Annotated in this window: 23 protein-coding genes; 22 read left to right on the top strand and 1 reads right to left on the bottom strand. The window is 69.5% G+C overall.

Annotated elements, in window-relative coordinates:
- The first annotated feature begins 145 nt into the window (after window positions 1-145).
- From arc to prcA, 6 genes are all read left to right on the top strand, one after another.
- Window positions 146-1912, top strand: a complete 1767-nt coding sequence (arc, locus tag ACFYW5_RS25375) for a proteasome ATPase (protein WP_389419366.1) — start codon at window positions 146-148, stop codon at window positions 1910-1912.
- A gap of 233 nt (window positions 1913-2145) precedes the next feature.
- Window positions 2146-3657 (top strand): depupylase/deamidase Dop, encoded by a 1512-nt coding sequence (gene dop, locus ACFYW5_RS25370; protein WP_389419365.1) that lies wholly within the window; start codon window positions 2146-2148, stop codon window positions 3655-3657.
- Between the two features lie 189 nt (window positions 3658-3846).
- The gene (locus ACFYW5_RS25365) at window positions 3847-4065 is read left to right on the top strand and encodes a ubiquitin-like protein Pup (RefSeq protein WP_030244016.1); all 219 of its coding nucleotides are present in this window, start codon (window positions 3847-3849) and stop codon (window positions 4063-4065) included.
- 18 nt (window positions 4066-4083) lie between these two features.
- A complete protein-coding gene (locus ACFYW5_RS25360) occupies window positions 4084-4689 on the top strand; it encodes an endonuclease VII domain-containing protein (RefSeq protein WP_389419364.1) in 606 nt (201 codons plus the stop codon).
- Complete coding sequence (gene prcB / locus ACFYW5_RS25355; RefSeq protein WP_389419363.1) at window positions 4641-5486, top strand: proteasome subunit beta; 846 nt, start codon at window positions 4641-4643, stop codon at window positions 5484-5486. The genes ACFYW5_RS25360 and prcB overlap by 49 nt, the downstream gene beginning before the upstream one ends.
- A 60-nt stretch (window positions 5487-5546) precedes the next feature.
- A complete protein-coding gene (prcA, locus tag ACFYW5_RS25350; RefSeq protein ID WP_389419362.1) occupies window positions 5547-6302 on the top strand; it encodes a proteasome subunit alpha in 756 nt (251 codons plus the stop codon).
- Between the two features lie 76 nt (window positions 6303-6378).
- On the opposite strand, the gene ACFYW5_RS25345 is transcribed toward prcA, so the two are convergent.
- Window positions 6379-7395, bottom strand: coding sequence for a LacI family DNA-binding transcriptional regulator (locus ACFYW5_RS25345; RefSeq protein ID WP_389419361.1), 1017 nt, complete (start codon window positions 7393-7395; stop codon window positions 6379-6381).
- 105 nt (window positions 7396-7500) lie between these two features.
- Here ACFYW5_RS25345 and ACFYW5_RS25340 point away from each other — a divergent pair, with 105 nt between their 5' ends.
- From ACFYW5_RS25340 to ACFYW5_RS25265, 16 genes are all read left to right on the top strand, one after another.
- Window positions 7501-8760, top strand: a complete 1260-nt coding sequence (locus tag ACFYW5_RS25340) for an MFS transporter (protein WP_389419360.1) — start codon at window positions 7501-7503, stop codon at window positions 8758-8760.
- A gap of 9 nt (window positions 8761-8769) precedes the next feature.
- Window positions 8770-10131 (top strand): Pup--protein ligase, encoded by a 1362-nt coding sequence (pafA, locus tag ACFYW5_RS25335; protein WP_389419359.1) that lies wholly within the window; start codon window positions 8770-8772, stop codon window positions 10129-10131.
- Window positions 10132-10259: 128 nt separating this feature from the next.
- Window positions 10260-11261 carry an FKBP-type peptidyl-prolyl cis-trans isomerase gene (locus ACFYW5_RS25330; protein ID WP_389419358.1) on the top strand — a complete coding sequence of 334 codons (1002 nt, stop codon included), beginning with the start codon at window positions 10260-10262 and terminating at the stop codon, window positions 11259-11261.
- Between the two features lie 61 nt (window positions 11262-11322).
- On the top strand, window positions 11323-11694 hold the full coding sequence (locus tag ACFYW5_RS25325; protein WP_030835713.1) for an FKBP-type peptidyl-prolyl cis-trans isomerase: 372 nt from the start codon (window positions 11323-11325) through the stop codon (window positions 11692-11694).
- Between the two features lie 160 nt (window positions 11695-11854).
- The gene (locus ACFYW5_RS25320; RefSeq protein ID WP_389419357.1) at window positions 11855-12808 is read left to right on the top strand and encodes a helix-turn-helix transcriptional regulator; all 954 of its coding nucleotides are present in this window, start codon (window positions 11855-11857) and stop codon (window positions 12806-12808) included.
- A gap of 19 nt (window positions 12809-12827) precedes the next feature.
- Complete coding sequence (locus ACFYW5_RS25315; RefSeq protein WP_389419356.1) at window positions 12828-13835, top strand: helix-turn-helix transcriptional regulator; 1008 nt, start codon at window positions 12828-12830, stop codon at window positions 13833-13835.
- 73 nt (window positions 13836-13908) lie between these two features.
- Window positions 13909-14193 (top strand): hypothetical protein, encoded by a 285-nt coding sequence (locus tag ACFYW5_RS25310; protein ID WP_389419355.1) that lies wholly within the window; start codon window positions 13909-13911, stop codon window positions 14191-14193.
- Between the two features lie 10 nt (window positions 14194-14203).
- Window positions 14204-14398, top strand: a complete 195-nt coding sequence (locus tag ACFYW5_RS25305) for a hypothetical protein (protein WP_389419354.1) — start codon at window positions 14204-14206, stop codon at window positions 14396-14398.
- 262 nt (window positions 14399-14660) lie between these two features.
- Window positions 14661-14945 (top strand): Sec-independent protein translocase subunit TatA, encoded by a 285-nt coding sequence (gene tatA, locus ACFYW5_RS25300; protein ID WP_250077621.1) that lies wholly within the window; start codon window positions 14661-14663, stop codon window positions 14943-14945.
- A 47-nt stretch (window positions 14946-14992) separates the two neighbouring features.
- Complete coding sequence (tatC, locus tag ACFYW5_RS25295) at window positions 14993-15940, top strand: twin-arginine translocase subunit TatC (RefSeq protein ID WP_389419353.1); 948 nt, start codon at window positions 14993-14995, stop codon at window positions 15938-15940.
- A gap of 31 nt (window positions 15941-15971) precedes the next feature.
- A complete protein-coding gene (locus tag ACFYW5_RS25290) occupies window positions 15972-16862 on the top strand; it encodes a diacylglycerol kinase (protein ID WP_389419352.1) in 891 nt (296 codons plus the stop codon).
- Window positions 16863-16902: 40 nt separating this feature from the next.
- Window positions 16903-19755 (top strand): DEAD/DEAH box helicase, encoded by a 2853-nt coding sequence (locus ACFYW5_RS25285; protein WP_389419351.1) that lies wholly within the window; start codon window positions 16903-16905, stop codon window positions 19753-19755.
- Window positions 19756-20136: 381 nt separating this feature from the next.
- Window positions 20137-21753, top strand: a complete 1617-nt coding sequence (locus ACFYW5_RS25280; protein WP_389419350.1) for a sensor histidine kinase — start codon at window positions 20137-20139, stop codon at window positions 21751-21753.
- Window positions 21750-22157 carry a roadblock/LC7 domain-containing protein gene (locus tag ACFYW5_RS25275; protein ID WP_186283327.1) on the top strand — a complete coding sequence of 136 codons (408 nt, stop codon included), beginning with the start codon at window positions 21750-21752 and terminating at the stop codon, window positions 22155-22157. Before ACFYW5_RS25280 ends, ACFYW5_RS25275 begins: the two co-directional genes overlap by 4 nt.
- Window positions 22154-22549: a DUF742 domain-containing protein gene (locus ACFYW5_RS25270; protein WP_389419349.1), complete on the top strand. Its 396-nt coding sequence runs from the start codon at window positions 22154-22156 to the stop codon at window positions 22547-22549. The genes ACFYW5_RS25275 and ACFYW5_RS25270 overlap by 4 nt, the downstream gene beginning before the upstream one ends.
- Window positions 22530-23150 carry an ATP/GTP-binding protein gene (locus ACFYW5_RS25265; protein ID WP_389419348.1) on the top strand — a complete coding sequence of 207 codons (621 nt, stop codon included), beginning with the start codon at window positions 22530-22532 and terminating at the stop codon, window positions 23148-23150. The genes ACFYW5_RS25270 and ACFYW5_RS25265 overlap by 20 nt, the downstream gene beginning before the upstream one ends.
- Window positions 23151-23157 lie beyond the last annotated feature (7 nt).

The raw sequence follows: 23157 nt of genomic DNA, 5'->3' as shown, positions 1-23157 counted from the left end.
TGAGTGGGTATCCACACGGCGTGAGAACAGCTCAGGGTGTGGCCGACGACACACCTTGACAGTCTTTGTGATCTAGGGGTTTCAATCGACACCCACCCAGGTAGGGTCTGGAAGCGTCCAGCTCCCCTTGGAGGAGGTGAGGACCGTGGCAGCCCACGACGACGACATGAACCGCGGCATCCGCCCGGGACGAGGGTCCGAAGACCCTGCCGGGCAGATCGCCTACCTTGAGCAGGAGATCGCCGTCCTGCGACGTAAGCTCGCCGACTCTCCGCGACACACGAGGATTCTCGAAGAGCGGATCGTCGAGCTGCAGACCAACCTGGCCGGCGTGTCCGCCCAGAACGAGCGACTCGCCAACACGCTCCGTGAGGCCCGCGACCAGATCGTGGCCCTCAAGGAAGAAGTCGACCGGCTCGCACAGCCGCCGGCCGGCTTCGGTGTCTTCCTCACGGCGAACGAGGACGGCACCGCCGACATCTTCACCGGAGGACGCAAACTCCGGGTGAACGTCAGCCCAAGCGTCGAACTCGACGACCTGCGCCGCGGCCAGGAAGTCATGCTCAACGAAGCGCTCAACGTGGTCGAGGCCATGGAGTACGAGCGCGTCGGGGACATCGTCACCCTCAAGGAGATCCTGGAGGACGGCGAGCGCGCCCTGGTACTGGGGCACACCGACGAGGAACGGGTGGTGCGGCTCGCGGAGCCGCTGCTGGACGTCACCATCCGTCCCGGCGACGCCCTGCTGCTCGAACCCCGCTCCGGCTACGTCTACGAGGTGGTCCCCAAGAGCGAGGTCGAGGAACTGGTCCTCGAAGAGGTCCCGGACATCGGCTACGAGCAGATCGGCGGTCTGGGCAACCAGATCGAGATGATCCGCGACGCGGTCGAGCTTCCGTACCTCTACCCGGACCTGTTCAAGGAGCACGAACTGCGCCCGCCCAAGGGCGTGCTGCTCTACGGGCCTCCCGGATGCGGCAAGACGCTCATCGCCAAGGCGGTCGCCAACTCGCTGGCCAAAAAGGTCGCCGAGGTCACCGGCCAGGCCACCGGCAAGAGCTTCTTCCTCAACATCAAGGGCCCCGAGCTCCTCAACAAGTACGTCGGCGAGACCGAGCGGCAGATCCGCCTGGTCTTCCAGCGTGCCCGTGAGAAGGCCAGCGAGGGTACCCCCGTCATCGTCTTCTTCGACGAGATGGAGTCCCTCTTCCGCACCCGCGGCTCCGGTGTCAGCTCGGACGTGGAGAACACCATCGTCCCGCAGCTCCTCGCCGAGATCGACGGTGTGGAAGGCCTCCAGAACGTGGTCGTGATCGGTGCCTCCAACCGCGAGGACATGATCGACCCCGCCATCCTGCGTCCCGGCCGGCTCGATGTGAAGATCAAGATCGAGCGTCCGGACGCCGAAGCGGCCAAGGACATCTTCCAGAAGTACCTCACCGAGCGCCTTCCGCTGCACCCCGAGGACGTCGGGGAGCACGGCGGCGACCGGGGTGCCACGGTCCAGGGCATGATCCAGACCGCGGTGGAACAGATGTACGCCGAATCCGAGGAGAACCGCTTCCTGGAAGTCACCTACGCCAACGGAGACAAGGAAGTCCTCTATTTCAAGGACTTCAACTCCGGCGCCATGATCGAGAACATCGTCGGGCGCGCCAAGAAAATGGCGATCAAGGACTTCCTGGAGCACAACCAGAAGGGCCTGCGCGTCTCCCACCTCCTCCAGGCTTGCGTGGACGAGTTCAAGGAGAACGAGGACCTGCCGAACACCACCAACCCGGACGACTGGGCCCGCATCTCCGGCAAGAAGGGCGAGCGGATCGTCTACATCCGCACCCTGATCACCGGAAAGCAGGGCGCGGACACCGGACGCTCCATCGACACGGTGGCGAACACCGGTCAGTACCTGTAAAACACAGGGCGGCTGCGGGTGCCCTCAGCGGGTACCCGCAGCCGACTGTTTTTGCGGCCACGACCGGAGCAGGGAATGACGCAAATGATCTCCCCACCAGCGCAAAGGCGTTCTAGGCTCTTCCGTACCGCCGAGTCGCGCAGTGCGGGGACGGGCACCGCACACGCACCGGAGCGCCAGCGGTACTTGAGCAGCGCCCCCGACCGAGGGCGCCGCCGGGCAAGGAGGGCCGCATGACCGTACGGCGAGTAATGGGCATCGAGACGGAGTACGGGATCTCCGTCCCCGGTCACCCCAACGCCAATGCCATGCTCACCTCATCCCAGATCGTCAACGCCTACGCGGCGGCGATGCACCGGGCCCGCCGGGCCCGCTGGGACTTCGAGGAGGAGAATCCGCTGCGCGACGCGCGAGGCTTCGACCTCGCCCGCGAGGCCGCCGACTCCAGCCAGCTCACCGACGAGGACATCGGCCTGGCCAATGTCATCCTCACCAACGGCGCGCGGCTCTACGTCGACCACGCCCACCCCGAGTACAGCTCCCCGGAGGTCACCAACCCGCGCGACGCCGTGCTCTGGGACAAGGCGGGCGAGCGCATCATGGCCGAGGCCGCGGAACGCGCCGCCCAGCTGCCGGGCGCCCAGCCGATCCACCTCTACAAGAACAACACCGACAACAAGGGCGCCTCCTACGGCACGCACGAGAACTACCTGATGAAGCGGGAGACCCCCTTCTCGGACATCGTGCGCCACCTCACGCCCTTCTTCGTCTCCCGCCAGGTCTTCGCCGGGGCGGGCCGCGTCGGCATCGGCCAGGACGGCCACGAGCACGGCTTCCAGCTCAGCCAGCGGGCGGACTACTTCGAGGTCGAGGTGGGCCTGGAGACGACGCTGAAGCGCCCGATCATCAACACCCGCGACGAGCCGCACGCCGACGCCGAGAAGTACCGCCGGTTGCACGTGATCATCGGGGACGCGAACCTCTCGGAGATCTCCACGTACCTGAAGCTGGGTACGACGGCGCTGGTGCTGTCCATGATCGAGGACGGCTTCATCGCCGTCGACCTGGCCGTGGACCAGCCCGTGCGCACCCTCCACCAGGTCTCCCACGACGCCGGCCTCAAGCGCCTGGTCAAGCTCCGCAGCGGCCGGACGCTCACCGCGGTCCAGCTCCAGATGGAGTACTACGAGCTGTCCCGCAAGTACGTCGAGGAACGCTTCGGGGCCGACGCCGACGACCAGACCAAGGACGTCCTGGCCAGGTGGGAGGACACCCTCAACCGCCTGGAGAACGACCCCATGAGCCTGGCCGGCGAGCTGGACTGGGTCGCCAAGCGGGAGCTCATGGAGGGCTACCGGCGCCGGGACACCCTCGACTGGGACGCCGCCCGGCTCCACCTGGTCGACCTCCAGTACGCCGACGTACGCGCCGAGAAGGGCCTCTACAACCGTCTCGTGGCCCGCGGGCGGATGAAGCGGCTGCTGGACGAGGCCGACGTCGACCGGGCCCGCACCAAGCCGCCGGAGGACACGCGCGCGTACTTCCGCGGCCGCTGCCTGGAGCAGTACGCCGACGACGTCGCCGCGGCATCCTGGGACTCGGTGATCTTCGATCTGCCGGGCCGGGACTCCCTCCAGCGGGTCCCAACCCTCGAACCGCTTCGCGGAACGCGTAATCACGTCAAGGAGCTGCTGGACCGCTGCCGCACCGCGGAAGACCTGGTCAAGGTGCTGTCCGGCGGCTGAGCGGGTACCCGGGGCGAGGCAGCCGGGCAGGGTGGAAAAGCCGCCGTCCGGGAATCATCGAGGTGGCCCCCGCACGTTGTGGAAAGTGCGGGGCCGATGTCAGACCGGGCTTGTAGGGTCTGATCATCACCGATCGGCAGGAATGTCGACCTGGCGACCATGTCGGGCGAACTGAGCGGGGTGAGGGTTATGGCAACCAAGGACACCGGCGGCGGACAGCAGAAGGCCACACGCTCCACCGAGGAGGTCGAGGAGCAGGCCGCAGAGGCCCAGGCTTCCGAGGACCTCAAGGAGCGGCAGGAGAAGCTGAGCGACGACGTCGACTCCGTCCTGGACGAGATCGACGACGTCTTGGAGGAGAACGCCGAGGACTTCGTTCGGTCATTCGTTCAGAAAGGCGGCCAGTAGCCTTCGAATCGAAGGTAAATGGGGATCGAATTGGCGAATGAAGAGGGCGGCAAGCGCTGCGTGCGGTGTGGCGAGGACAAGCCGTACGCAGCCTTCGCTCGCAAGCGTTCCAATCTGGACGGTCTGCAGCACCACTGTCGGGATTGCGCATCGGACTATCACCGGCAACAGCAGCTGAGCTTGGGGCGGAAGGTGCGCCCCAAGGTGGGCGTGCCCGAGGGGCACAAGCTCTGTCTCAAGTGCGGTGAGGTCAAGCCGTGGAGCGAGTGGCACCGCAATGCAACGGCCTCGGACGGGTTATCGACGCGCTGCAAGGCGTGTCGAGCCGTCGAGGGGCGCGCAGGCCACCTGAAGCGCCACTACGGCCTCACCGAAGCCGAACGCGACGCGATGGTCGCCTCTCAGATGGGGCTCTGTGTGATCTGTCTGAAGGCTCCGGCCGTTCATGTGGATCACTGCCACAAGACGGGTAGGGTCCGTGGCGTACTGTGCTTCAACTGCAATTCGGCCATCGGCAAGTTGGGAGACGACCCCGACGCCGTCCGCCGGGCCGCCGCTTACTTGGAAGGAATCGCGTGGAAGCCAACACTCGTAGCACCGGGCGTCTACCAGCTGCCTTCCTGACGCCTGGGTCCTCGTCCTTCATGGACTTTCTCTCCGAGCATCAGCCCGAAATGCTGCCCGGCAAGCGTCAACTGCCGCCCGTGCAGGGCGTGATCGAGGCGCCGCACGGGACAACCATCGTGGCCGCCACGTTCCCCGGGGGTGTCGTGCTCGCCGGTGACAGGCGGGCGACGATGGGGAATGTCATCGCCCAGCGCGACATCGAGAAGGTCTTCCCCGCCGACGAGTACTCGGCCGTCGGCATCGCCGGCACCGCCGGTCTCGCCGTCGAGATGGTGAAGCTGTTCCAGCTGGAGCTGGAGCACTTCGAGAAGGTCGAGGGCGCCCAGCTGTCGCTGGAGGGCAAGGCGAACCGGCTGTCGACCATGATCCGCTCCAACCTGGGCATGGCCATGCAGGGCCTGGCCGTCGTGCCGCTCTTCGCGGGCTTCGACGTGGACCGCGGCAAGGGCCGCATCTTCTCCTACGACGTGACCGGCGGCCGTTCCGAGGAGCAGGGCTACGCGGCCACCGGCTCCGGTTCGATCTTCGCTCGCGGTGCCATGAAGAAGCTCTTCCGCAGCGACCTGACCGAGGACGAGGCCACCACCCTGGTGGTGCAGGCCCTGTACGACGCGGCAGACGACGACTCGGCGACCGGTGGTCCCGATGTCGCCCGCCGGATCTACCCGATCGTCACCGTGATCACCGAGGACGGCTTCCGCCGGCTGACCGATCAGGAGTCCTCCGAGATCGCCCGCTCGATCCTGGAGCGGCGCCTGGAGCAGCCCGACGGCCCGCGGGCCGCGCTGCTGTAGGCGGCGGTCCGGTCTTATCAAGGTGATCCTGTGACTCCGACAGAAAGGGACGGATAACCGGTGTCGACGCCGTTCTATGTCTCCCCCCAGCAGGCCATGGCCGACCGGGCGGAGTACGCCCGCAAGGGCATCGCACGCGGTCGCAGCCTGGTCGTGCTGCAGTACGCCGACGGCATCGTGTTCGTCGGCGAGAACCCGTCCCGCGCGCTGCACAAGTTCAGCGAGATCTACGACCGGATCGGCTTCGCGGCCGCCGGCAAGTACAACGAGTACGAGAACCTGCGGATCGGCGGCGTCCGGTACGCCGACCTCCGTGGCTACACCTACGACCGGGACGACGTGACCGCGCGCGGTCTGGCCAACGTCTACGCCCAGACGCTGGGCACGATCTTCTCGTCCGCGGCGGAGAAGCCGTACGAGGTGGAGCTCGTCGTCGCGGAGGTCGGGGAGACGCCCGAGGGCGACCAGATCTACCGGCTGCCGCACGACGGCTCGATCGTCGACGAGCACGGCTCGGTGGCCGTCGGCGGCAACGCCGAGCTGATCAGCACCTACCTGGACCAGCGTCACCAGGACGGCATGACGCTGGCGGAGGCGCTGAAGCTGGCCGTGCAGGCGCTGTCCCGGGAGTCCAACGGCTCGCAGCGGGAGATCCCCACCGAGCGGCTCGAGGTCGCGGTGCTGGACCGGACACGTCCGCAGCAGCGCAAGTTCAAGCGCATCGTCGGCCGTCAGCTCGGCCGGCTGCTGGAGGTCGGCGGCGCGTCCACCGAGGCCGAGAGCGCGGACGGCCCGGACGACACCGACGAGGAGTGACCCCGCCCGGCTGATCCCACCCGCCTGACCCCGCGGTACCCGCCCCGGCCGATCCCTCGGCCGGGGCACAGGCGTCTCAGGAGGCGCGCGGCGGGGCCGTGGAGCCCCGTACGACCAGTTCCACGGGGATGTCGCCCGCCTCGGGCTCACGGCCCTCCAGGACGGCCAGCAGGGCTCGCATGCCGCGTTCCCCGAACAGCTCGGCGTCCAGGCGTACGGTCGTCAGCTCCGGGTCGATGGCGGTGGCCAGGGCGAGGTCGTCCAGGCCGGTGACCGAGAGGTCCTCGGGGACGCGCAGGCCCAGGCGCCGGGCGGCCTTGTAGGCACCGGCGGCAAGTTTGTCGTCGTCGCAGATCAGAGCGGTGGGGCGGGGGCCGGGCGTGGCGAGGGCGGTCTCGGCGGCGCGCTGAGCGTCCTCGATCGAGATGGGTGCCCGGGCGGTGGTCAGTTCGGTGCCCGGGACGGCGGCCACGCGCGCGTGCAGTTCCCGGGCGCGGACCTCGAAGGTCCAGGAGGGCACGTCCGCGGCCAGGTGCAGGAAGCGGCGGTGGCCGAGGCCCAGCAGGTGCTCGGCGACCTGGCGTACGGCGTCGGCGATGTCGAGGTTGACGGTGGCCGCGCCGAGGCTGCCGGCCGGGTCGCTGTCGAGCATCACCAGGGGCAGCTGGTCGCCGCGGATGGCGGTGAGGGCGTCGGCGGCCATGGAGGAGGCGATGACACCGTCGAGGGCGGCCTGGGCGGAGGCGAAGGGGTCGCGGGCGGGGCCGATGCCCTCCGGGGAGGGGTACAGGACGACGCCGAAGCCGTGCGCGGCGGCGACCCGGGCGGCGCCGGTGTAGACACCGGCGAAGAACTCGGTGGTGAGCGCGGGGACGACCAGCAGGACCGTGCGGGTGCGGCCCAGGCGGAGATTGCGGGCGGCCAGGTTGGGCCGGTAACCGAGGTCGCGGGCGGCCTCCCGGACCCGTTCCGCGGTGGCCTCGGAGACCCGGCCGCGCCATTTGTCGCCGAGCACGAGGGAGACCGCGGCCTGCGAGACGCCGGCGGCCTGGGCGACGTCACGGCTCGTGGGGCGCGTACTGCCTCGTACCACCGTGGGCCTGCGCTTTCGTCTGGACGTGTGAACAGCGCACATGGTACGTATGACGAAGGACGTTATACGTAAAACCTCATGGGTCACGGCGAGGAGTGGGCGAACATGGCTGCGGGATACCTGGAGATCCTCAGGGCGAGGCACGCCACGCGCCTGCTCGTCGGCACGCTGGTGGGACGGCTGCCGAACGCCACCGCCGCCATCGCGATCGTGCTGTTCGTCCGTGCCGAGGGCGGCAGCTACAGCCTCGCCGGGGTGCTGGCGGCGGTCTACGGTGTCGCCAACGCCGCAGGGCAGCCGCTGCTCGGCAGGCTGGTCGATCTGCACGGGCAGCCGCGGGTGCAGCTGCCGTCCGCGGTCGTCTCCGCGCTCGCGATGGCCGTGTTCGCCTTCGCGGGCATCGGACCGCTGCCGCTCGCCTACGCGGCGGTCGCGGCCGCCGGACTGTTCACGCCGCCGCTGGAGGGCGGACTGCGGGCGCTGTGGTCCTCGGTCCTGCCCAAGGAGGGCCAGGTGCACACGGCGTACGCCATGGACGCCGTGGCGCAGGAAGTCATGTTCACGGTCGGACCGTTGCTGGTCACGCTGTGCACGGCGCTGTGGTCCGCCCAGACGGCGCTGCTCGTGCTGAACGTCATCGGTGTGCTCGGGGCGCTCTCCGTGGTCGTCTCGCCGCCCTCGCGCGCGTGGCGTTCGGCGCCGCGTGAGGCGCACTGGCTGGGCGCGCTGCGCTCGCCCGGACTGCTGGCGCTGCTGGCCGCTTTCCTGTTCGTGGGCATCGCGCTGGGCTCCATCACGGTCGCGTCCGTGTCGTACGCGGACGACCACGGCGGTGACGCGGTGTACGGCTGGCTGATGGCGGCGCTGGGGCTGGGCGCGCTGATCGGCGGCACCGTGTACGGGGCCCGGCAGTGGGCCGGTGAGCCCGCGCGGCGACTGACGGTCCTGACGGCCCTTCTGGCGGTGTGTTACCTGCCGCTGATGCTGATGCCGGGCACGGTCCCCATGGTGCTGCTGACGCTGCTGTCGGGTGTGTTCCTGGCGCCCTGCATCGCTTGTGCGTTTGTGCTCGTCGACCGGCACGCCCCCCGCGGGACGGTCACCGAGGCGTTCTCCTGGCTGGTGACCACGTTCACCGTCGGCGCGTCGGTCGGAACAGGGCTGACGGGTCCGGTCGTCGAGGCCGGTGGGGCCCTGTGGGGCTTCGCCGTTCCGGGGGCCGCGGGAGGCGTGTCGCTGCTGGTCCTGCTGGCCACCGGGCGGGTCCTCGCGGCGTCCGGGCCGGGAGCGGTCATTGCGGCTTCATCGGAAAATGATCCAAACCGTGCCGTCGAACCCCGTTTCAGCACAGGGGATCGGGCGTAATGTTCAGTCATGGACCGCCGCATTTTCGGGCTGGAGAACGAGTACGGCGTCACGTGCACGTTCAGGGGACAGCGCCGCCTGTCGCCTGACGAGGTGGCGCGGTACCTCTTCCGCCGTGTCGTGTCATGGGGCCGCAGCAGCAATGTCTTTCTGCGGAACGGCGCCCGCCTCTATCTCGACGTGGGCTCACATCCGGAATACGCGACACCCGAATGTGACAACGTGACCGAGCTGGTCACCCACGACAAGGCCGGCGAACGCATTCTGGAAGGGCTACTGGTAGACGCAGAACGACGCCTGCACGAGGAAGGAATCGCGGGCGACGTCTACCTCTTCAAGAACAACACCGACTCGGCCGGCAACTCCTACGGGTGCCACGAGAACTATCTCGTCGCCCGGCACGGGGAGTTCTCCCGGCTCGCGGACATCCTCATTCCGTTCCTGGTCACGCGCCAGCTGCTGTGCGGGGCCGGCAAGGTGCTGCAGACCCCGCGCGGGGCCGTGTACTGCGTGAGCCAGCGCGCCGAGCACATCTGGGAGGGCGTCTCTTCGGCGACGACCCGCTCCCGGCCCATCATCAACACCCGCGACGAACCGCACGCGGACGCCGAGCGCTATCGACGGCTGCACGTCATCGTGGGCGACTCGAACATGTCCGAGACGACCATGCTGCTCAAGGTCGGCGCCACCGACCTGGTGCTGCGCATGATCGAGGCGGGCACGGTGATGCGGGACCTGACCCTGGAGAACCCGATCCGGGCGATCCGCGAGGTCAGCCATGACATCACGGGCCGGCGCAAGGTGCGGCTGGCCAGTGGCCGGGAGGCCTCCGCGCTGGAGGTGCAGCGGGAGTACTTCGAGAAGGCCGTGGACTTCTGCGAGCGCCGCGGGATCCGCACCGGCACCGTCGAGCAGGTGCTGGAGCTGTGGGGCCGCACCCTGGACTCGATCGAGTCCGAGGACCTCGACCGCATCGGCACCGAGATCGACTGGGTCATGAAGTACAAGCTCATCGAGCGCTACCGCGCCAAGAACAACATGACCATGTCGCATCCGCGGGTCGCGCAGATAGACCTCGCCTACCACGACATCCACCGCCGCCGGGGCCTGTACTACCTGCTGGAGAAGAAGGGTCAAGCAGCCCGGATCTGCAACGACTTGAAGATCTTCGAAGGCAAGTCCGTTCCGCCGCAGACCACTCGGGCCCGGCTGCGCGGCGACTTCATCCGCAGGGCCCAGGAACAGCGCCGGGACTTCACCGTCGACTGGGTCCACCTCAAGCTCAACGACCAGGCCCAGCGCACCGTGTTGTGCAAGGACCCGTTCCGTTCCGTGGACGACCGGGTGGAGAAACTGATCGCCGGTATGTGAGCAACGCGTTTCGGCCCCTGTGCCGGAACGCAACACGGGCGCCGTACGTTTCCCGTACGGCGCCCTTCTCACGCCGTAGAGTTGCGCGCACGCCATCTACAAGATCGACCGATTACGAGGCCCCCACCGTGCGCCGACGCTCACTTCTCATTGCCGTACCCGCCGGACTCGCCACGCTCGCCGCATGCGGGGACGAGGATTCCGGATCGAGCGAGGCGAGCGACAGCGCGTCGCCCTCGGCCCCCGAGACCTCGGCCGCGCCGTCGCCGAAGATCGTGGACGGCCCGCTGCCGGCGATCACCGCGGGCGCGAAGCTCGGCGAGAAGCCGACCATCGCCAAGGGCAGCGGCGACCCGTCGAAGGACCTCGCCGTGAAGACGGTGATCGCGGGCAACGGCGGCACCGTCGCGGAGAACGACTACGTCCAGGCCCACTACCTCGGCCAGGTCTGGGCCACGGCGAAGGTCTTCGACAACTCCTACGACCGCAAGACCCCGCTGGTCATCCAGCTCGCCAAGGGCAGCATCATCGACGGCTGGCGCTACGCCCTGGCGGGCAAGAAGGTCGGCAGCCGCGTCCAGATGGCCGTCCCCCCGACCTGGGGCTACGGCACGCAGGGCAACAGCCAGGCGGGCATCAAGGGCACCGACACGCTGGTCTTCGTGGTGGATGTGCAGGGCACCTTCAACGCCAAGAGCTCCGCCAAGGGCACCGAGGTCGCGCAGGACAACGTGGACCTGCCCAAGGTCGGCACCGACACCGACGGCAAGGCGCCCTCCATCGAGGTACCGGACACCGACGCGCCGACCAAGCTGGTGGCGAGCTACGTCCTGGAGGGTGACGGCGAGAAGGTCGGCGCCGAGGACAGCGTGCTGGTGCAGTACAAGGGCGTGCTGTGGGAGGACGGCAAGGAGTTCGACGCCACGTACACCAACAAGCAGCTCGCCTCCTTCTCGCTCCAGCAGGTCGTCAAGGGCTGGGCGCAGGGCCTGACCGGCAAGAAGGTCGGCAGCCGCGTCCTCATCGTCATCCCGCCGGACCTCGGTTACGGCGACAATCCGCCGCAGGGCAGCGGCATCAAGAAGGACTCCACGCTTGTCTTCTCGGTCGACATCCTGGCGAAGATGTGACCCCGCGAGGGATGTAAGACTGTGACCGTTGTCTCTACACCACAAGCATGGAGCTGAACACGTGAGCATCGACAAGCCGGAGATCGACTTCCCGGGTGGCGAGCCGCCGGCGGACCTCGAGATCAAGGACATCTGGGAGGGCGACGGCGAGGTGGCCCAGGCCGGCCAGACCGTCACCGTGCACTACGTCGGTGTCGCCTTCAGCACGGGCGAGGAGTTCGACGCCAGCTGGAACCGCGGTACCCCGTTCCGCTTCCCGCTCGGCGGCGGCCGCGTCATCAAGGGCTGGGACCAGGGCGTGCAGGGCATGAAGGTCGGCGGCCGCCGCCAGCTGACCATCCCGGCGCACCTCGCCTACGGCAACCAGAGCCCGACGCCGGCGATCAAGCCGGGCGAGACCCTGATCTTCGTGGTCGACCTCCTGGGAGTCTGATCACTCGCCGTCCGATCACTCGGGGTCTGATCGTCGTACGACCGGACCCGATCACCTGGGGCCCATGCCTGTCCGGGCATGGGCCCTCGGCTTTTGCCGCGCCACCTGGGAGCGGTACGGTCATCGGTCGTAAGCACCATAGGGAAGGCGAAGGGCATCGATGGCCATTGCCAAGGCCGAGCGGCTCATGAATCTGGCGCTGTGTCTGCTCGGGACGCGGCGGCCGCTGAGCAAGCGCGAGCTGCGCGAGTCCATCGAGGCCTATCTGGAAGCCGGTTCGGACGACTCCTTCAACCGCATGTTCGAGCGGGACAAGGACGATCTGCGTGAGCTCGGCCTGGTCATCGAGACCGTGGAGAGCCTGGACGGTGAGGTCGGCTATCTGGCCCGCCGGGACAGCAACCGGCTGCCGCCCATCACCCTGGACGCCGAGGAGGCCGCCGCCCTCGGTCTCGCCGCCAAGGTGTGGCAGCAGGTCCGGCTCGCCGGAGCGGCCAGCGGTGCCCTGCATAAGCTGCGCGCGGCGGGGTTGCCCGAGGACGTCGACCCCTACGAGGCCCATGGCGCGCTGGAGCCGCGGATCCCCGTGCACGAGGCCGCCTTCGAGCCGCTGATGCTGGCCTGCCGCGACCGCCGCCCGGTCGTCTTCGAGTACCGCAAGGCCACCGCCGCGCGCCCCGAGCCCCGGCATGTCGAGCCCTGGGCGCTGGAGTGCTGGCGCGGCCACTGGTACCTGGCGGGCTGGGACCGCGACCGGGGCGCCGAGCGGGTGTTCCGGCTCTCCCGGATCACCGGCAAGGTCCGCTCGCGCGGCGGCAAGTACACCGCCCCGGTGCCGGATGTCGTCACCGTGCGGGAGACCGTCGCCGGCTGGGCGGGGGAGACCGCGGACCGTTCCGCGCTGATCCGGCTGCGGAGCGGCGCCGGGTACCCCTTGCGGGCGAAAGCCACCCGGGTCCGGGAACTCGGCGACGGCTGGGACGAGTTGGAGATTCCGTACGGGCACGGCCTGGACGCCTGGCTGGTGGAGTTCGGTCCCGATGTCGTCGTGCTGGAGCCCGCCGAACTGCGGGCCGACGTGATGGACCGGCTGCGTGCCGTGGCCAAGGGCTGAGGGGGAGCGGACGAGGACTGTGGCAGGCAAACCGGTCAGACCAGTGAACGCCATCGATCAGACCCGGCGGATGCTCTCCCTGGTGACCTATCTCAAGGAGCGGCCCGGCGCCCGGGTCGAGGACGTCGCGCGCGCCTTCGGCATCACCGAGGACGAGCTGGTCTCGGACCTCGATGTGCTGCCGATGTGCGGCACCAGCTTCCGCGGCGGCGATCTGCTGGACATCGACACCGACGGCGAGCGCATCTGGTGGCACAACCCCGACGATGTCGCCGAGCCCCTGCGGCTCGCCTCCGACGAGGCCACGGCGCTGCTGGTCGCCGCCCGCGCGGTGTCCACGCTGCCCGGTCTGCGCGAGGGCGACCGGCAGGCGCTGCTGCGGGCCACCGCCAAGGTGGAGGCCGCGGCCGGCGAGGCCGCCGGGGCCAGCGCCCGCCTTTCGGTGACCTTCGAGTCCGAGGGCGGTGTCTTCGCCGACGTCGACCGGGCGATCTCGGAGCGCCGGCGCCTGTGGATCCGCTACTACTCGCCGGCCCGTGACGAGGTCACCGAGCGCGAGATCGACCCCATCCGCCTGGTCAGCGTGGGCCACACCTATGTGGAGGCCTGGTGCCGCCGCTCCGAGGCGCGCCGCACCTTCCGGCTCGACCGGGTCGCCGAGATCAAGATCCTCGACGAGCCGTCCGCGCCGCCCGAGGTCGAGCTGCGGGACCTCTCGGAGGGGCTGGTGCAGCCCGCCGCCGAGGATCCGGAGGTCATCGTCGAGGTCGGACCGGGCGGGCGGTGGGTCGCGGAGTACTACCCGCACGACAGTGCGGATGAGCTGCCGGACGGCGGGCTGCGTATCTGTCTGCGGACGCCCGACCCGGCGTCACTGAAGCGCCTCGCGCTCCGGCTCGGCCGTGAGGGCCGTATCGTCGCGCCGCCCGAGCTGGCCGAGAGCGCCCGCCGGGCGGCCCAGGAGGCGCTGGCCGCGTACGACGGGGTCGAGGCGCAGAGCACGCAGGACAACGGCATCCGGGAGTGAGCCGGAGGGGCGCCCCGGCACCGTCCGGGGGCGCCCCGCCAGGCGTACGAGCAGTCAGAAGGGGTGGAGGGGCATGAGTGATTCCGTGGTGCCCGGTGCGTCGGTGGCGTCCGCGTTCGCGGGGATGCGCAGCGTGACCCCGGTGCGGTTCAGGGCCGGCTGCCCGGACTGCCGCGGGCGGTTCGAGCTCGCCGCGAGCGCCCTGCGACTGGCCATCGGTGCCTCCAGCCGTACCACCTTCTACTCCTTCACCTGCCCGGAGTGCGGCGCGTCCGTGCGCAAGCCGGCCGGGGAGCGGATCGTCGAGCTGCTCACCGGCGGCGGGGTCCGTACCCTGCGGCTGCACTCGACCCTCTAGGCTCGGCGTCATGTTCTGGCCGATGTTCGCGATCGCTGTGGGTTTCCTGGGTCTCGCCGTTCTCGGTGTGCTCGCGGTGCGGGTCTTCCTGGAGGCCCAGCGCCTCGGCAGGCAGGTCGCCGACTCCGCGCGGCGCATCAACAGGGCGGCGGAGGATCTGGAACGGGCCGCGGTCAGCACCGCGCGGGCTGTGGACTCCCTGTGAGTCCGGCTGAGAACCCGGTGTGAGTCCTGAGCCGCATGCGTTTTGGGCCACTTCGCCCTGTCAACTTGCCACCAGCGCCAGGTACGCTGCTGGTCGCGGCCCGGAGAACGAGGCCCGGACCGCGGACCGGGAGTACGCACGGGGATTGCCTCACGTTCACCCCTGAGCGTTACGATCGCTGTCAGCACGATCCTTCGGACGCGTGTCCGACCGATCGGACAGCATCCCACCCAAAGCCGCCTCGGTGAGAAGGTAAAGACTTATGTTCGGAAGGCTCGGCGCTCCCGAGATCATTCTCATCCTCGTCGTCATCATCCTGCTGTTCGGCGCGAAGAAGCTTCCGGACATGGCTCGGTCGCTCGGCAAGTCCGCCCGCATCCTCAAGAGCGAGGCCAAGGCCATGAAGGACGAGGGCAAGACCCCCGCCCCGGCCGACCCGCCGAACAACGACGAGCAGCCCCCCGCCCAGCGCGTCATCCAGGCCTCGCCCGGCGACGTGACCAGCTCGCGCCCGGTCACCGAGCCGACGGACACGACCAAGCGCTGACGCAGGGCCGGTGACCTCCGGCCCGCCGCACGAGATGGGAACGTGGGTTGCTGAAGCCTGCCCGCAACACGGAGAAGGATCCCGAGGGGCGGATGCCCCTCGCGGAGCACCTTCGTGAGCTCCGCAACCGGCTCGCGAAGGCACTGCTGGCCATCGTCGCCGTGACGATCGTCGCCGCCTTCTTCTACATGGACATCATCAGCTTCTTCACCAAGCCGATCCTCGAGTCGGTCGGCTGTGCGAAGAGCTTCGAGGAACTGGCCAACACCAGCTCCGACGAGCAGTGCGCGCAGATCACCATCAACGGTCTGCTCACCCCCTTCACGCTGGCGCTGAAGGTGTCGCTGATGGCCGGCGTGGTCCTGGCCTCGCCGATCTGGCTCTACCAGCTCTGGGCCTTCGTCGCCCCGGGCCTGCACCGGCACGAGAAGAAATACGCGTACGCCTTCGTCGCCACCGGCTTCCCGCTCTTCCTGCTGGGCGCCCTCTTCGCGTACAAGGTGCTGCCCACCACCGCGAAGGTGCTGATCGAGTTCACCCCGTTCGGCGTCGACAACCTGCTGCCGCTCGACGATCTGCTCGACCTCGTCACGCGCATGGTGGTCGTCTTCGGCCTCTCCTTCGAGCTGCCGCTGCTGCTGGTCATGCTCAACTTCAGCGGCGCGATCACCGGCAAGCGCATGCTCGGCTGGTGGCGCGGCATGATCATGGGCATCACCGTGTTCGCCGCCATCGCGACCCCGAGCACCGACCCGCTGACCATGCTGGCGCTCGCCGGGCCCATCTGGATCCTGTACTTCGCCGCCGTCGCCGTCTCCCTGCTCAACGACCGCCGCAGACGCCGCCGCGACGCACTGGGCCCCGCCGACGACGAGGCGTCCGAGCTCGATCTCACGCCCGAGGAGATCGGCGAGGTCGAGACCGTCTCCGCCAGCCGGGCGCTGCCCGAGCAGGCGACCACGGAGCGCGTCAACGGTTATGACGACGTGACCTGAGGACCGTGGGGCAGCTCATAGGGTCTGATCCGTGAGCAGCGAGATCACTCTCTTCGTCAATCCCACCGCGGGCCGCGGCCGGGGCGCCCGTGCGGCGCAGCCGGCCGCCGCCGCTTTCCGGGACGCGGGATTCACCGTACGGACGGTCCTCGGGACGGACGCCGAGGACGCCCTGGCACGCGCGCGTGCGGCCGTCGCGGACGGCACCGGGGCGCTGGTCGCGGTCGGCGGTGACGGGATGGCCAACCTCGCGCTCCAGGCCGTCGCCGGCACCCGCACCCCGCTCGGCCTGGTCGCGGTCGGCACCGGCAACGATCTGGCCCGCGCGCTCGGCCTGCCCGTACGGGAACCGGCCGCCGCGGGCCGGGTGATCGCCGAAGGACTCAAGGGCGCCCGGCTGCGCGACATCGACCTCGGACGGGTCGGCGACCGCTGGTTCGGCACCGTCCTCGCCTCCGGGTTCGACTCCCGGGTCAACGACCGCGGCAACCGGATGCGCCGCCCTTCCGGCCGCCTGAAGTACGACCTCGCGATGCTCGCCGAGCTGGCCGCCTTCCGGCCCTTCCCCTACCGGGTCACCCTCGACGGCGGCGAGGTCCGCGAGTTCGAGGCCACGCTGGTCGCCGTCGGCAACGGCCCGTCGTACGGCGGCGGCATGCGGATCTGTCCCGGCGCCGACCTCACCGACGGGCTGTTCGACATCACCGTCGTCGGGGACTGCTCCCGCGCCACCCTGCTGAAAGTCTTCCCGAGTGTCTACCGGGGCGGGCACGTCGGCCATCCCAAGGTCACCGTGGTGCGGGCCGCGCAGGTCGAGATCGCCGCCCAGGACATCACCGGCTACGCGGACGGGGAGCCGTTCGGGCCGCTGCCGCTGATCGCGCGCTGCATACCGGGGGCGGTGCGGGTCGTAGCGCCGTGAGCTGCGCGGATCCGGAGTTTACGGAACCCGGATCCGGATAATGATCGTCCTGTTGTCAGTGCGGCCCGGTACGCTCGAAAGCACGATGACAGAGGACCTCTCACCGGCCGAGCGGTACGCGGCTGCCCGTCTGCGGGCCGCCGAGCAGGCCACCGCGCTCGCCTCCTTCCGCGAGATGTACGACTTCGGCCTCGACCCCTTCCAGATCGAGGCCTGCCAGGCGCTCGAAGCGGGGAAGGGCGTGCTGGTGGCCGCCCCCACCGGCTCCGGCAAGACGATTGTGGGCGAGTTCGCCGTCCACCTCGCCCTGCAGCAGGGCAAGAAGTGCTTCTACACGACACCCATCAAGGCGCTGTCGAACCAGAAGTACGCCGACCTGTCCCGCCGTTACGGCGCCGACAAGGTCGGCCTGCTCACCGGCGACAACAGCGTCAACTCCGGCGCCCCCGTGGTCGTGATGACCACCGAGGTGCTGCGGAACATGCTGTACGCGGGCTCCCAGACCCTCATCGGCCTCGGGTATGTGGTCATGGACGAGGTGCACTACCTCTCCGACCGCTTCCGCGGCGCCGTATGGGAAGAGGTGATCATCCACCTGCCCGAGTCGGTGACCCTGGTGTCCCTCTCGGCGACCGTGTCCAACGCCGAGGAGTTCGGCGACTGGCTGGACACCGTCCGCGGTGACACCGAGGTGATCGTCTCCGAGCACCGGCCCGTGCCGCTGTTCCAGCATGTGCTGGCCGGCCGCCGGATGTACGACCTGTTCGAGGAGGGTGAGGGGCACAAGAAGGCCGTCAACCCCGATCTGGCGCGGCTCGCCCGCATGGAGGCGACCCGGCCGTCGTACCAGGACCGCAGACGCGGGCGCGCGATGCGCGAGGCCGATCGGGAGCGGGAGCGCAGACAGCGCTCACGGGTGTGGACACCCGGCCGGCCCGAGGTGATCGAACGCCTCGACGCCGAGGGGCTGCTGCCCGCCATCACCTTCATCTTCAGCCGCGCCGCCTGCGAGGCCGCCGTACAGCAGTGTCTGTACGCCGGACTCCGGCTCAACGACGACGAGGCGCGGGAGAAGGTGCGCGCCCTGGTCGAGGAGCGCACCGCGTCCATTCCCACCGAGGACCTGCATGTCCTCGGCTACTACGAATGGCTGGAGGGCCTGGAGCGCGGGATCGCCGCCCACCACGCGGGCATGCTGCCGACCTTCAAGGAAGTCGTGGAGGAGCTGTTCGTCCGCGGTCTGGTGAAGGCCGTCTTCGCCACCGAGACCCTCGCGCTCGGCATCAACATGCCCGCCCGCTCGGTGGTGTTGGAGAAGCTCGTCAAGTGGAACGGCGAGCAGCACGCCGACATCACCCCGGGTGAGTACACCCAGCTCACCGGGCGAGCGGGACGGCGTGGCATCGACGTCGAGGGCCACGCGGTCGTGCTGTGGCAGCGGGGGATGAGCCCGGAGCATCTCGCGGGGCTGGCCGGCACGCGCACGTATCCGCTGCGCTCCAGCTTCAAGCCCTCGTACAACATGGCGGTCAACCTCGTCGAGCAGTTCGGGCGGCATCGCTCCCGCGAGCTGCTGGAGACGTCGTTCGCGCAGTTCCAGGCCGACAAGTCGGTCGTCGGGATCTCCCGGCAGGTGCAGCGCAACGAGGAGGGGCTCGAGGGCTACAAGGCCTCCATGACCTGCCACCTCGGCGACTTCGAGGAGTACGCGCGGCTGCGCCGCGACCTGAAGGACCGGGAGACCGAGCTGGCCCGCCAGGGCGTGGCCCAGCGGCGCGCCGAGGCGGCGGTGGCGCTGGAGAAGCTCAAGCCGGGCGATGTCATCCATGTCCCGACCGGCAAGTACGCCGGACTCGCGCTGGTGCTGGACCCCGGGCTGCCCGCCGGGCGGTCCAACGGCCACCGGGGCTTCGAGCACCACGACGGGCCGCGCCCGCTGGTGCTCACCGCCGAGCGGCAGGTCAAGCGGCTGGCGTCGATGGACTTCCCGGTGCCGGTCGAGGCGCTGGAGCGGATGCGGATCCCGAAGTCCTTCAACCCGCGTTCCCCGCAGTCCCGCCGGGACCTGGCGTCCGCGCTGCGCACCAAGGCCGGGCACATCCCGCCCGAGCGGGCCCGCAAGCAGCGCGCGCAGGCCGCCGACGACCGGGAGATCGCCCGGCTGCGCACCGCGCTGCGCGCCCATCCCTGCCACGGGTGCCAGGACCGTGAGGACCACGCCCGCTGGGCCGAGCGCTACCAGCGGCTGATGCGGGACACCTCCCAGCTGGAGCGGCGGATCGAGGGACGCACCAACACCATCGCGCGGACCTTCGACCGGATCGTCGCGCTGCTGACCGAGCTGGACTATCTGCGCGGCGACGAGGTCACCGAGCACGGCAAGCGGCTCGCGCGGCTGTACGGCGAGCTGGATCTGCTGGCCAGCGAGTGCCTGCGGGCGGGCGTCTGGGAGGGGCTCGGCCCCGCCGAACTCGCCGCGTGCGTCTCGGCCCTGGTGTACGAGTCCCGGGTCGGCGACGACGCGATGGCGCCGAAGGTGCCGTCCGGGAAGGCGAAGGCCGCGCTCGGCGAGATGGTCCGCATCTGGGGCCGGCTGGACGCCCTGGAGGAGGACTTCCGGATCAGTCAGACCGAGGGGGTCGGACAGCGGGAGCCGGATCTCGGGTTCGCCTGGGCCGCGTACATGTGGGCCGGCGGCAAGGGCCTGGACGAGGTGCTGCGCGAGGCGGAGATGCCCGCGGGTGACTTCGTGCGCTGGTGCAAGCAGGTGATCGACGTGCTGGGCCAGATCTCGGCGGCGGCGCCGGGGGAGGGGTCGACCGTGGCGAAGGCCGCGCGCAAGGCGGTCGATCAGTTGCTGCGGGGAGTCGTGGCCTACTCCTCGGTGGGATGACGGCCCGGCCGTACCGGGCTGGGTGAAGGGCGGGGCGGGACACGGGATGCCGTGTCCCGCCCCGCCCTTCGCGTTCCACAGGAGCGCGTTCACCCGTCACGGTGAGTGTTTTCGCACCGGCGTACGTCGTGACACGGTGTGTGCGAGTGATTCCCCAGCGTGCAAATGGAGTTGAGAGTACTCCTGCCACGGGGGTGATTTCAGGTGCTTGCTGAATATGACACGGCGATGATCCGGTCGGACTAAGCTCGCCCGCAGCGCACCGAGTTGAGGCGTATTCGTGCGCTTGTTCCCTAAACCTCCCGTAGATCCAGAACGTTCCATGACGTACCCCCCTGCAAGTTCCCCCGACTCCGAGCCGATTCCTTTCAGAGGGCCCACATGGTGAGTGTTCAACCCCCTCCCGCCCAGCCACGACGGCGTGAACTGCCGTACGCGCGCGTGCTGTTGCCGCCCGCCATACTGATGGCCGCGGCGACCGGAGCCGCCGCCGCCCTGGTGACGGGGCCGGCCCGGACGGCCGTCGGCTGGTGCGGCGCCGTCGCCACGGTCCTGGTGATCGCCACGGCGGCCGAAGTCGTACGCCGCGGCCGCGCCCTGCGCAGCGCGCGCGAGGAGCACGCTCGTGACACCGCGTATCTGGAGCGGCGGGTCGCCGCCCACGAGTACCAGATGGACCGGCTCGCCCGGGAGATCGTGCCCGTCGCGATCGACTACATGCACCGCGGCAATTCCCCCGCAGAGGTGATTCAGCACCTGGGTGAACTCGACCCGTCCTACCGTGAACTCACCCCGCCCGAACTGTCGATGATCGAGCGCGTGCTCTACATCATCGACCACGAGGAACAGCTGCGGGACTCCGCCCAGCGCTCCTTCGTCAACATCGCCCGCCGCGTCCAGGCGATCGTGCACCAGCAGAACAAGGAACTCCTCGAGATGGAGGAGGACCACGGCCGCAACCCCGAGGTCTTCGACGACCTGCTGCGCATCGACCACGGCACCGCGCTGATCGGCCGGCTCGCCGACTCCATCTCCGTCCTCGGCGGTGGCCGCCCGGGCCGTCAGTGGCCCGAACCCGTCGCGCTCTACAGCGTGTTGCGCGGCGCCATGTCGCGCATCCTGGAGTACCGGCGCATCTCGCTCGACAACATCTGCAAGGTCAACATCCGCGGGATCTCCGTCGAGCCGGTCATCCACGCGGCCGCCGAACTCCTCGACAACGCCACCCGCTACTCGCCGCCGCAGACCAAGGTGCACGTCACCGCCAGCGAGGTGCAGACCGGCGTCGCCATCGAGATCGAGGACGCCGGCGTCAGCCTCAGCGAAGAGGCTCGCGCCAAGGTCGAGGGCATGCTGGAGGCCGCCAAGGCCGGCATCGATCTCCAGGAGCTCGGCGACACCCCGCGCCTCGGCCTCGCCGTCGTCGGCCGGCTGTGCACCGCCTTCGACATGCAGGTGTCGCTGCGCACGTCGGCGTACGGCGGCGTCCGCGCCGTCCTCATCGTGCCGCGCGAGATGATCACCACCGAACCCGCCCCCGGGTACGCCCACGGCATCGGTGCCACCGCCGCCCCCCTGCCGGAGCTCGGCGCGCTCGAAGGCCCCAAGCGCAAGCCCAAGACGCGCCGCCCCACCAACCCGCGCATCCCCGCCGGGCTCTCCCTGGAGGACGACGTCCCGGTCGTCACCGAGTGGACGCCGGGCGGCCTGCCGCAGCGCCGCAGCCGGGTCAAGACCCCGCTCAGCGAGCGCATCGCCCAGCAGGCCAAGCTCGAACGCGAGGACCAGGAGCGCATCGCCCGCGGCGAGAAGCCCGTGTGGGGTGATGCCATCAAGCCGCCCGCCCCCGAGCCGGCGCCGGAGGACGACACGCCCCCCGGACTGTGGGTGGAGGCCTTCTGGGAGGGCCTCAAGCGCGACCCTGATCCCAACGCATTCCGCCAGCCGACCAATGAACCGGCCCACGCCCCGGCCGATGACGAGGGGGACCTCAAGTGATCCAGCAGCGAGCCAACTTCGACTGGATGCTCAAGGATCTGGCCGACGGCGTACCCGGCATCGAGATGATCGTCGTGCTCTCCGCCGACGGCCTGCGCATCGCCCGGCACGGCGGCGACCCCGACGCCGCCGACCGGGTCGCCGCGGCCTGCGCCGGCCTGCAGAGCCTGGCGAGCGCAGTTGCGCACGAGATCCCGGACAGCGACGGCAAGATGAAGCTGGTCATCATCGAGATCAACCGCGGCTACTTCTATCTGATGGCCGCGGGGCCCAACGCCTATCTCGCGGTGCTCTCCGACACGTTCGCCGAACCCGGTCTGATGAGCAACCGCATGCGGGACCTGGTGGACCGGATCGGACCGCATCTGACCAGCCCGCCCCGGCGCAATGGGCAGACCGTATGACTCCTCCGCAACGCCGGCGGCGGTCCCCGAAGCCACCGCCCGTCGCGCAGCCGGCCAAAGAGGGCGAGCGCAGGAACCCCGAGCGGATGTTCGTGGTCGGCGGCGACGGTGAGCTGCGCGCCGACCTCGACCTGGTCACCTTAATCACGGCGCGCGCCGATCCACCGCCCTCCGCGACGCCCGAGCAGACGGCGCTGCTCCGGCTCTGCACGGCCCCCCTGTCGGTGGCCGAGCTGTCCGCCTATCTCAACCTCCCGTTCAGCGTGGTGACCGTGGTGCTCACCGACATGCTGGCGGACGAACTGGTGCAGGCGCACAAGCCGCTGGTGCGGCAGTCGGTCGCCGACCGTTCCCTCCTCGAAGCGGTGATGCATGGACTTCAAAAGCTCTGACACCATCCCGGGACCACGCGCCGAGGACCGGCTGCCGCAGACGGCACAGGCCGCGGTGAAGATCGTGATCGTGGGCGGTTTCGGCGTCGGCAAGACGACCATGGTCGGTTCGGTCAGCGAGATCAGGCCGCTGACCACCGAGGAGACCATGACGCAGGCCGGGATCGGTGTCGACGACAACTTCGGTTCCGACACCAAGACCGCCACCACCGTCGCCATGGACTTCGGCCGCATCAGCATCACCGAGAAGCTGGTGCTCTATCTCTTCGGCACCCCCGGCCAGGAGCGCTTCTGGTTCCTGTGGAACGGCCTGTTCGAGGGCGCGCTGGGCGCGGTCGTGCTGATCGACACCCGCCGGCTGGAGGTCAGCTTCGACGTCATAGGGCGCCTCGAGGAGCGCGGGGTGCCCTTCGTGGTCGCCGTCAACTCCTTCCCGGACGCGCCCCGTTACCCCGTCGAGGAGCTGCGGCTGGCGCTCGACCTGCCCCCGGAGATCCCCATCGTGGAGTGCGACGCCCGCCGCCGCGCCTCCAGCCGGGACACCCTCATGACCCTGATGCGCTTCCTGCACTCGCTCGCCATGACGGGCGCGCTGACCTGACCGGCGT

This window comes from Streptomyces sp. NPDC002779, assembly GCF_042888685.1.
Classification (GTDB): Bacteria; Actinomycetota; Actinomycetes; order Streptomycetales; family Streptomycetaceae; genus Streptomyces.
Note: the sequence above shows the minus strand (reverse complement) of the source record. Positions and strands in the feature narration are given on the sequence as shown.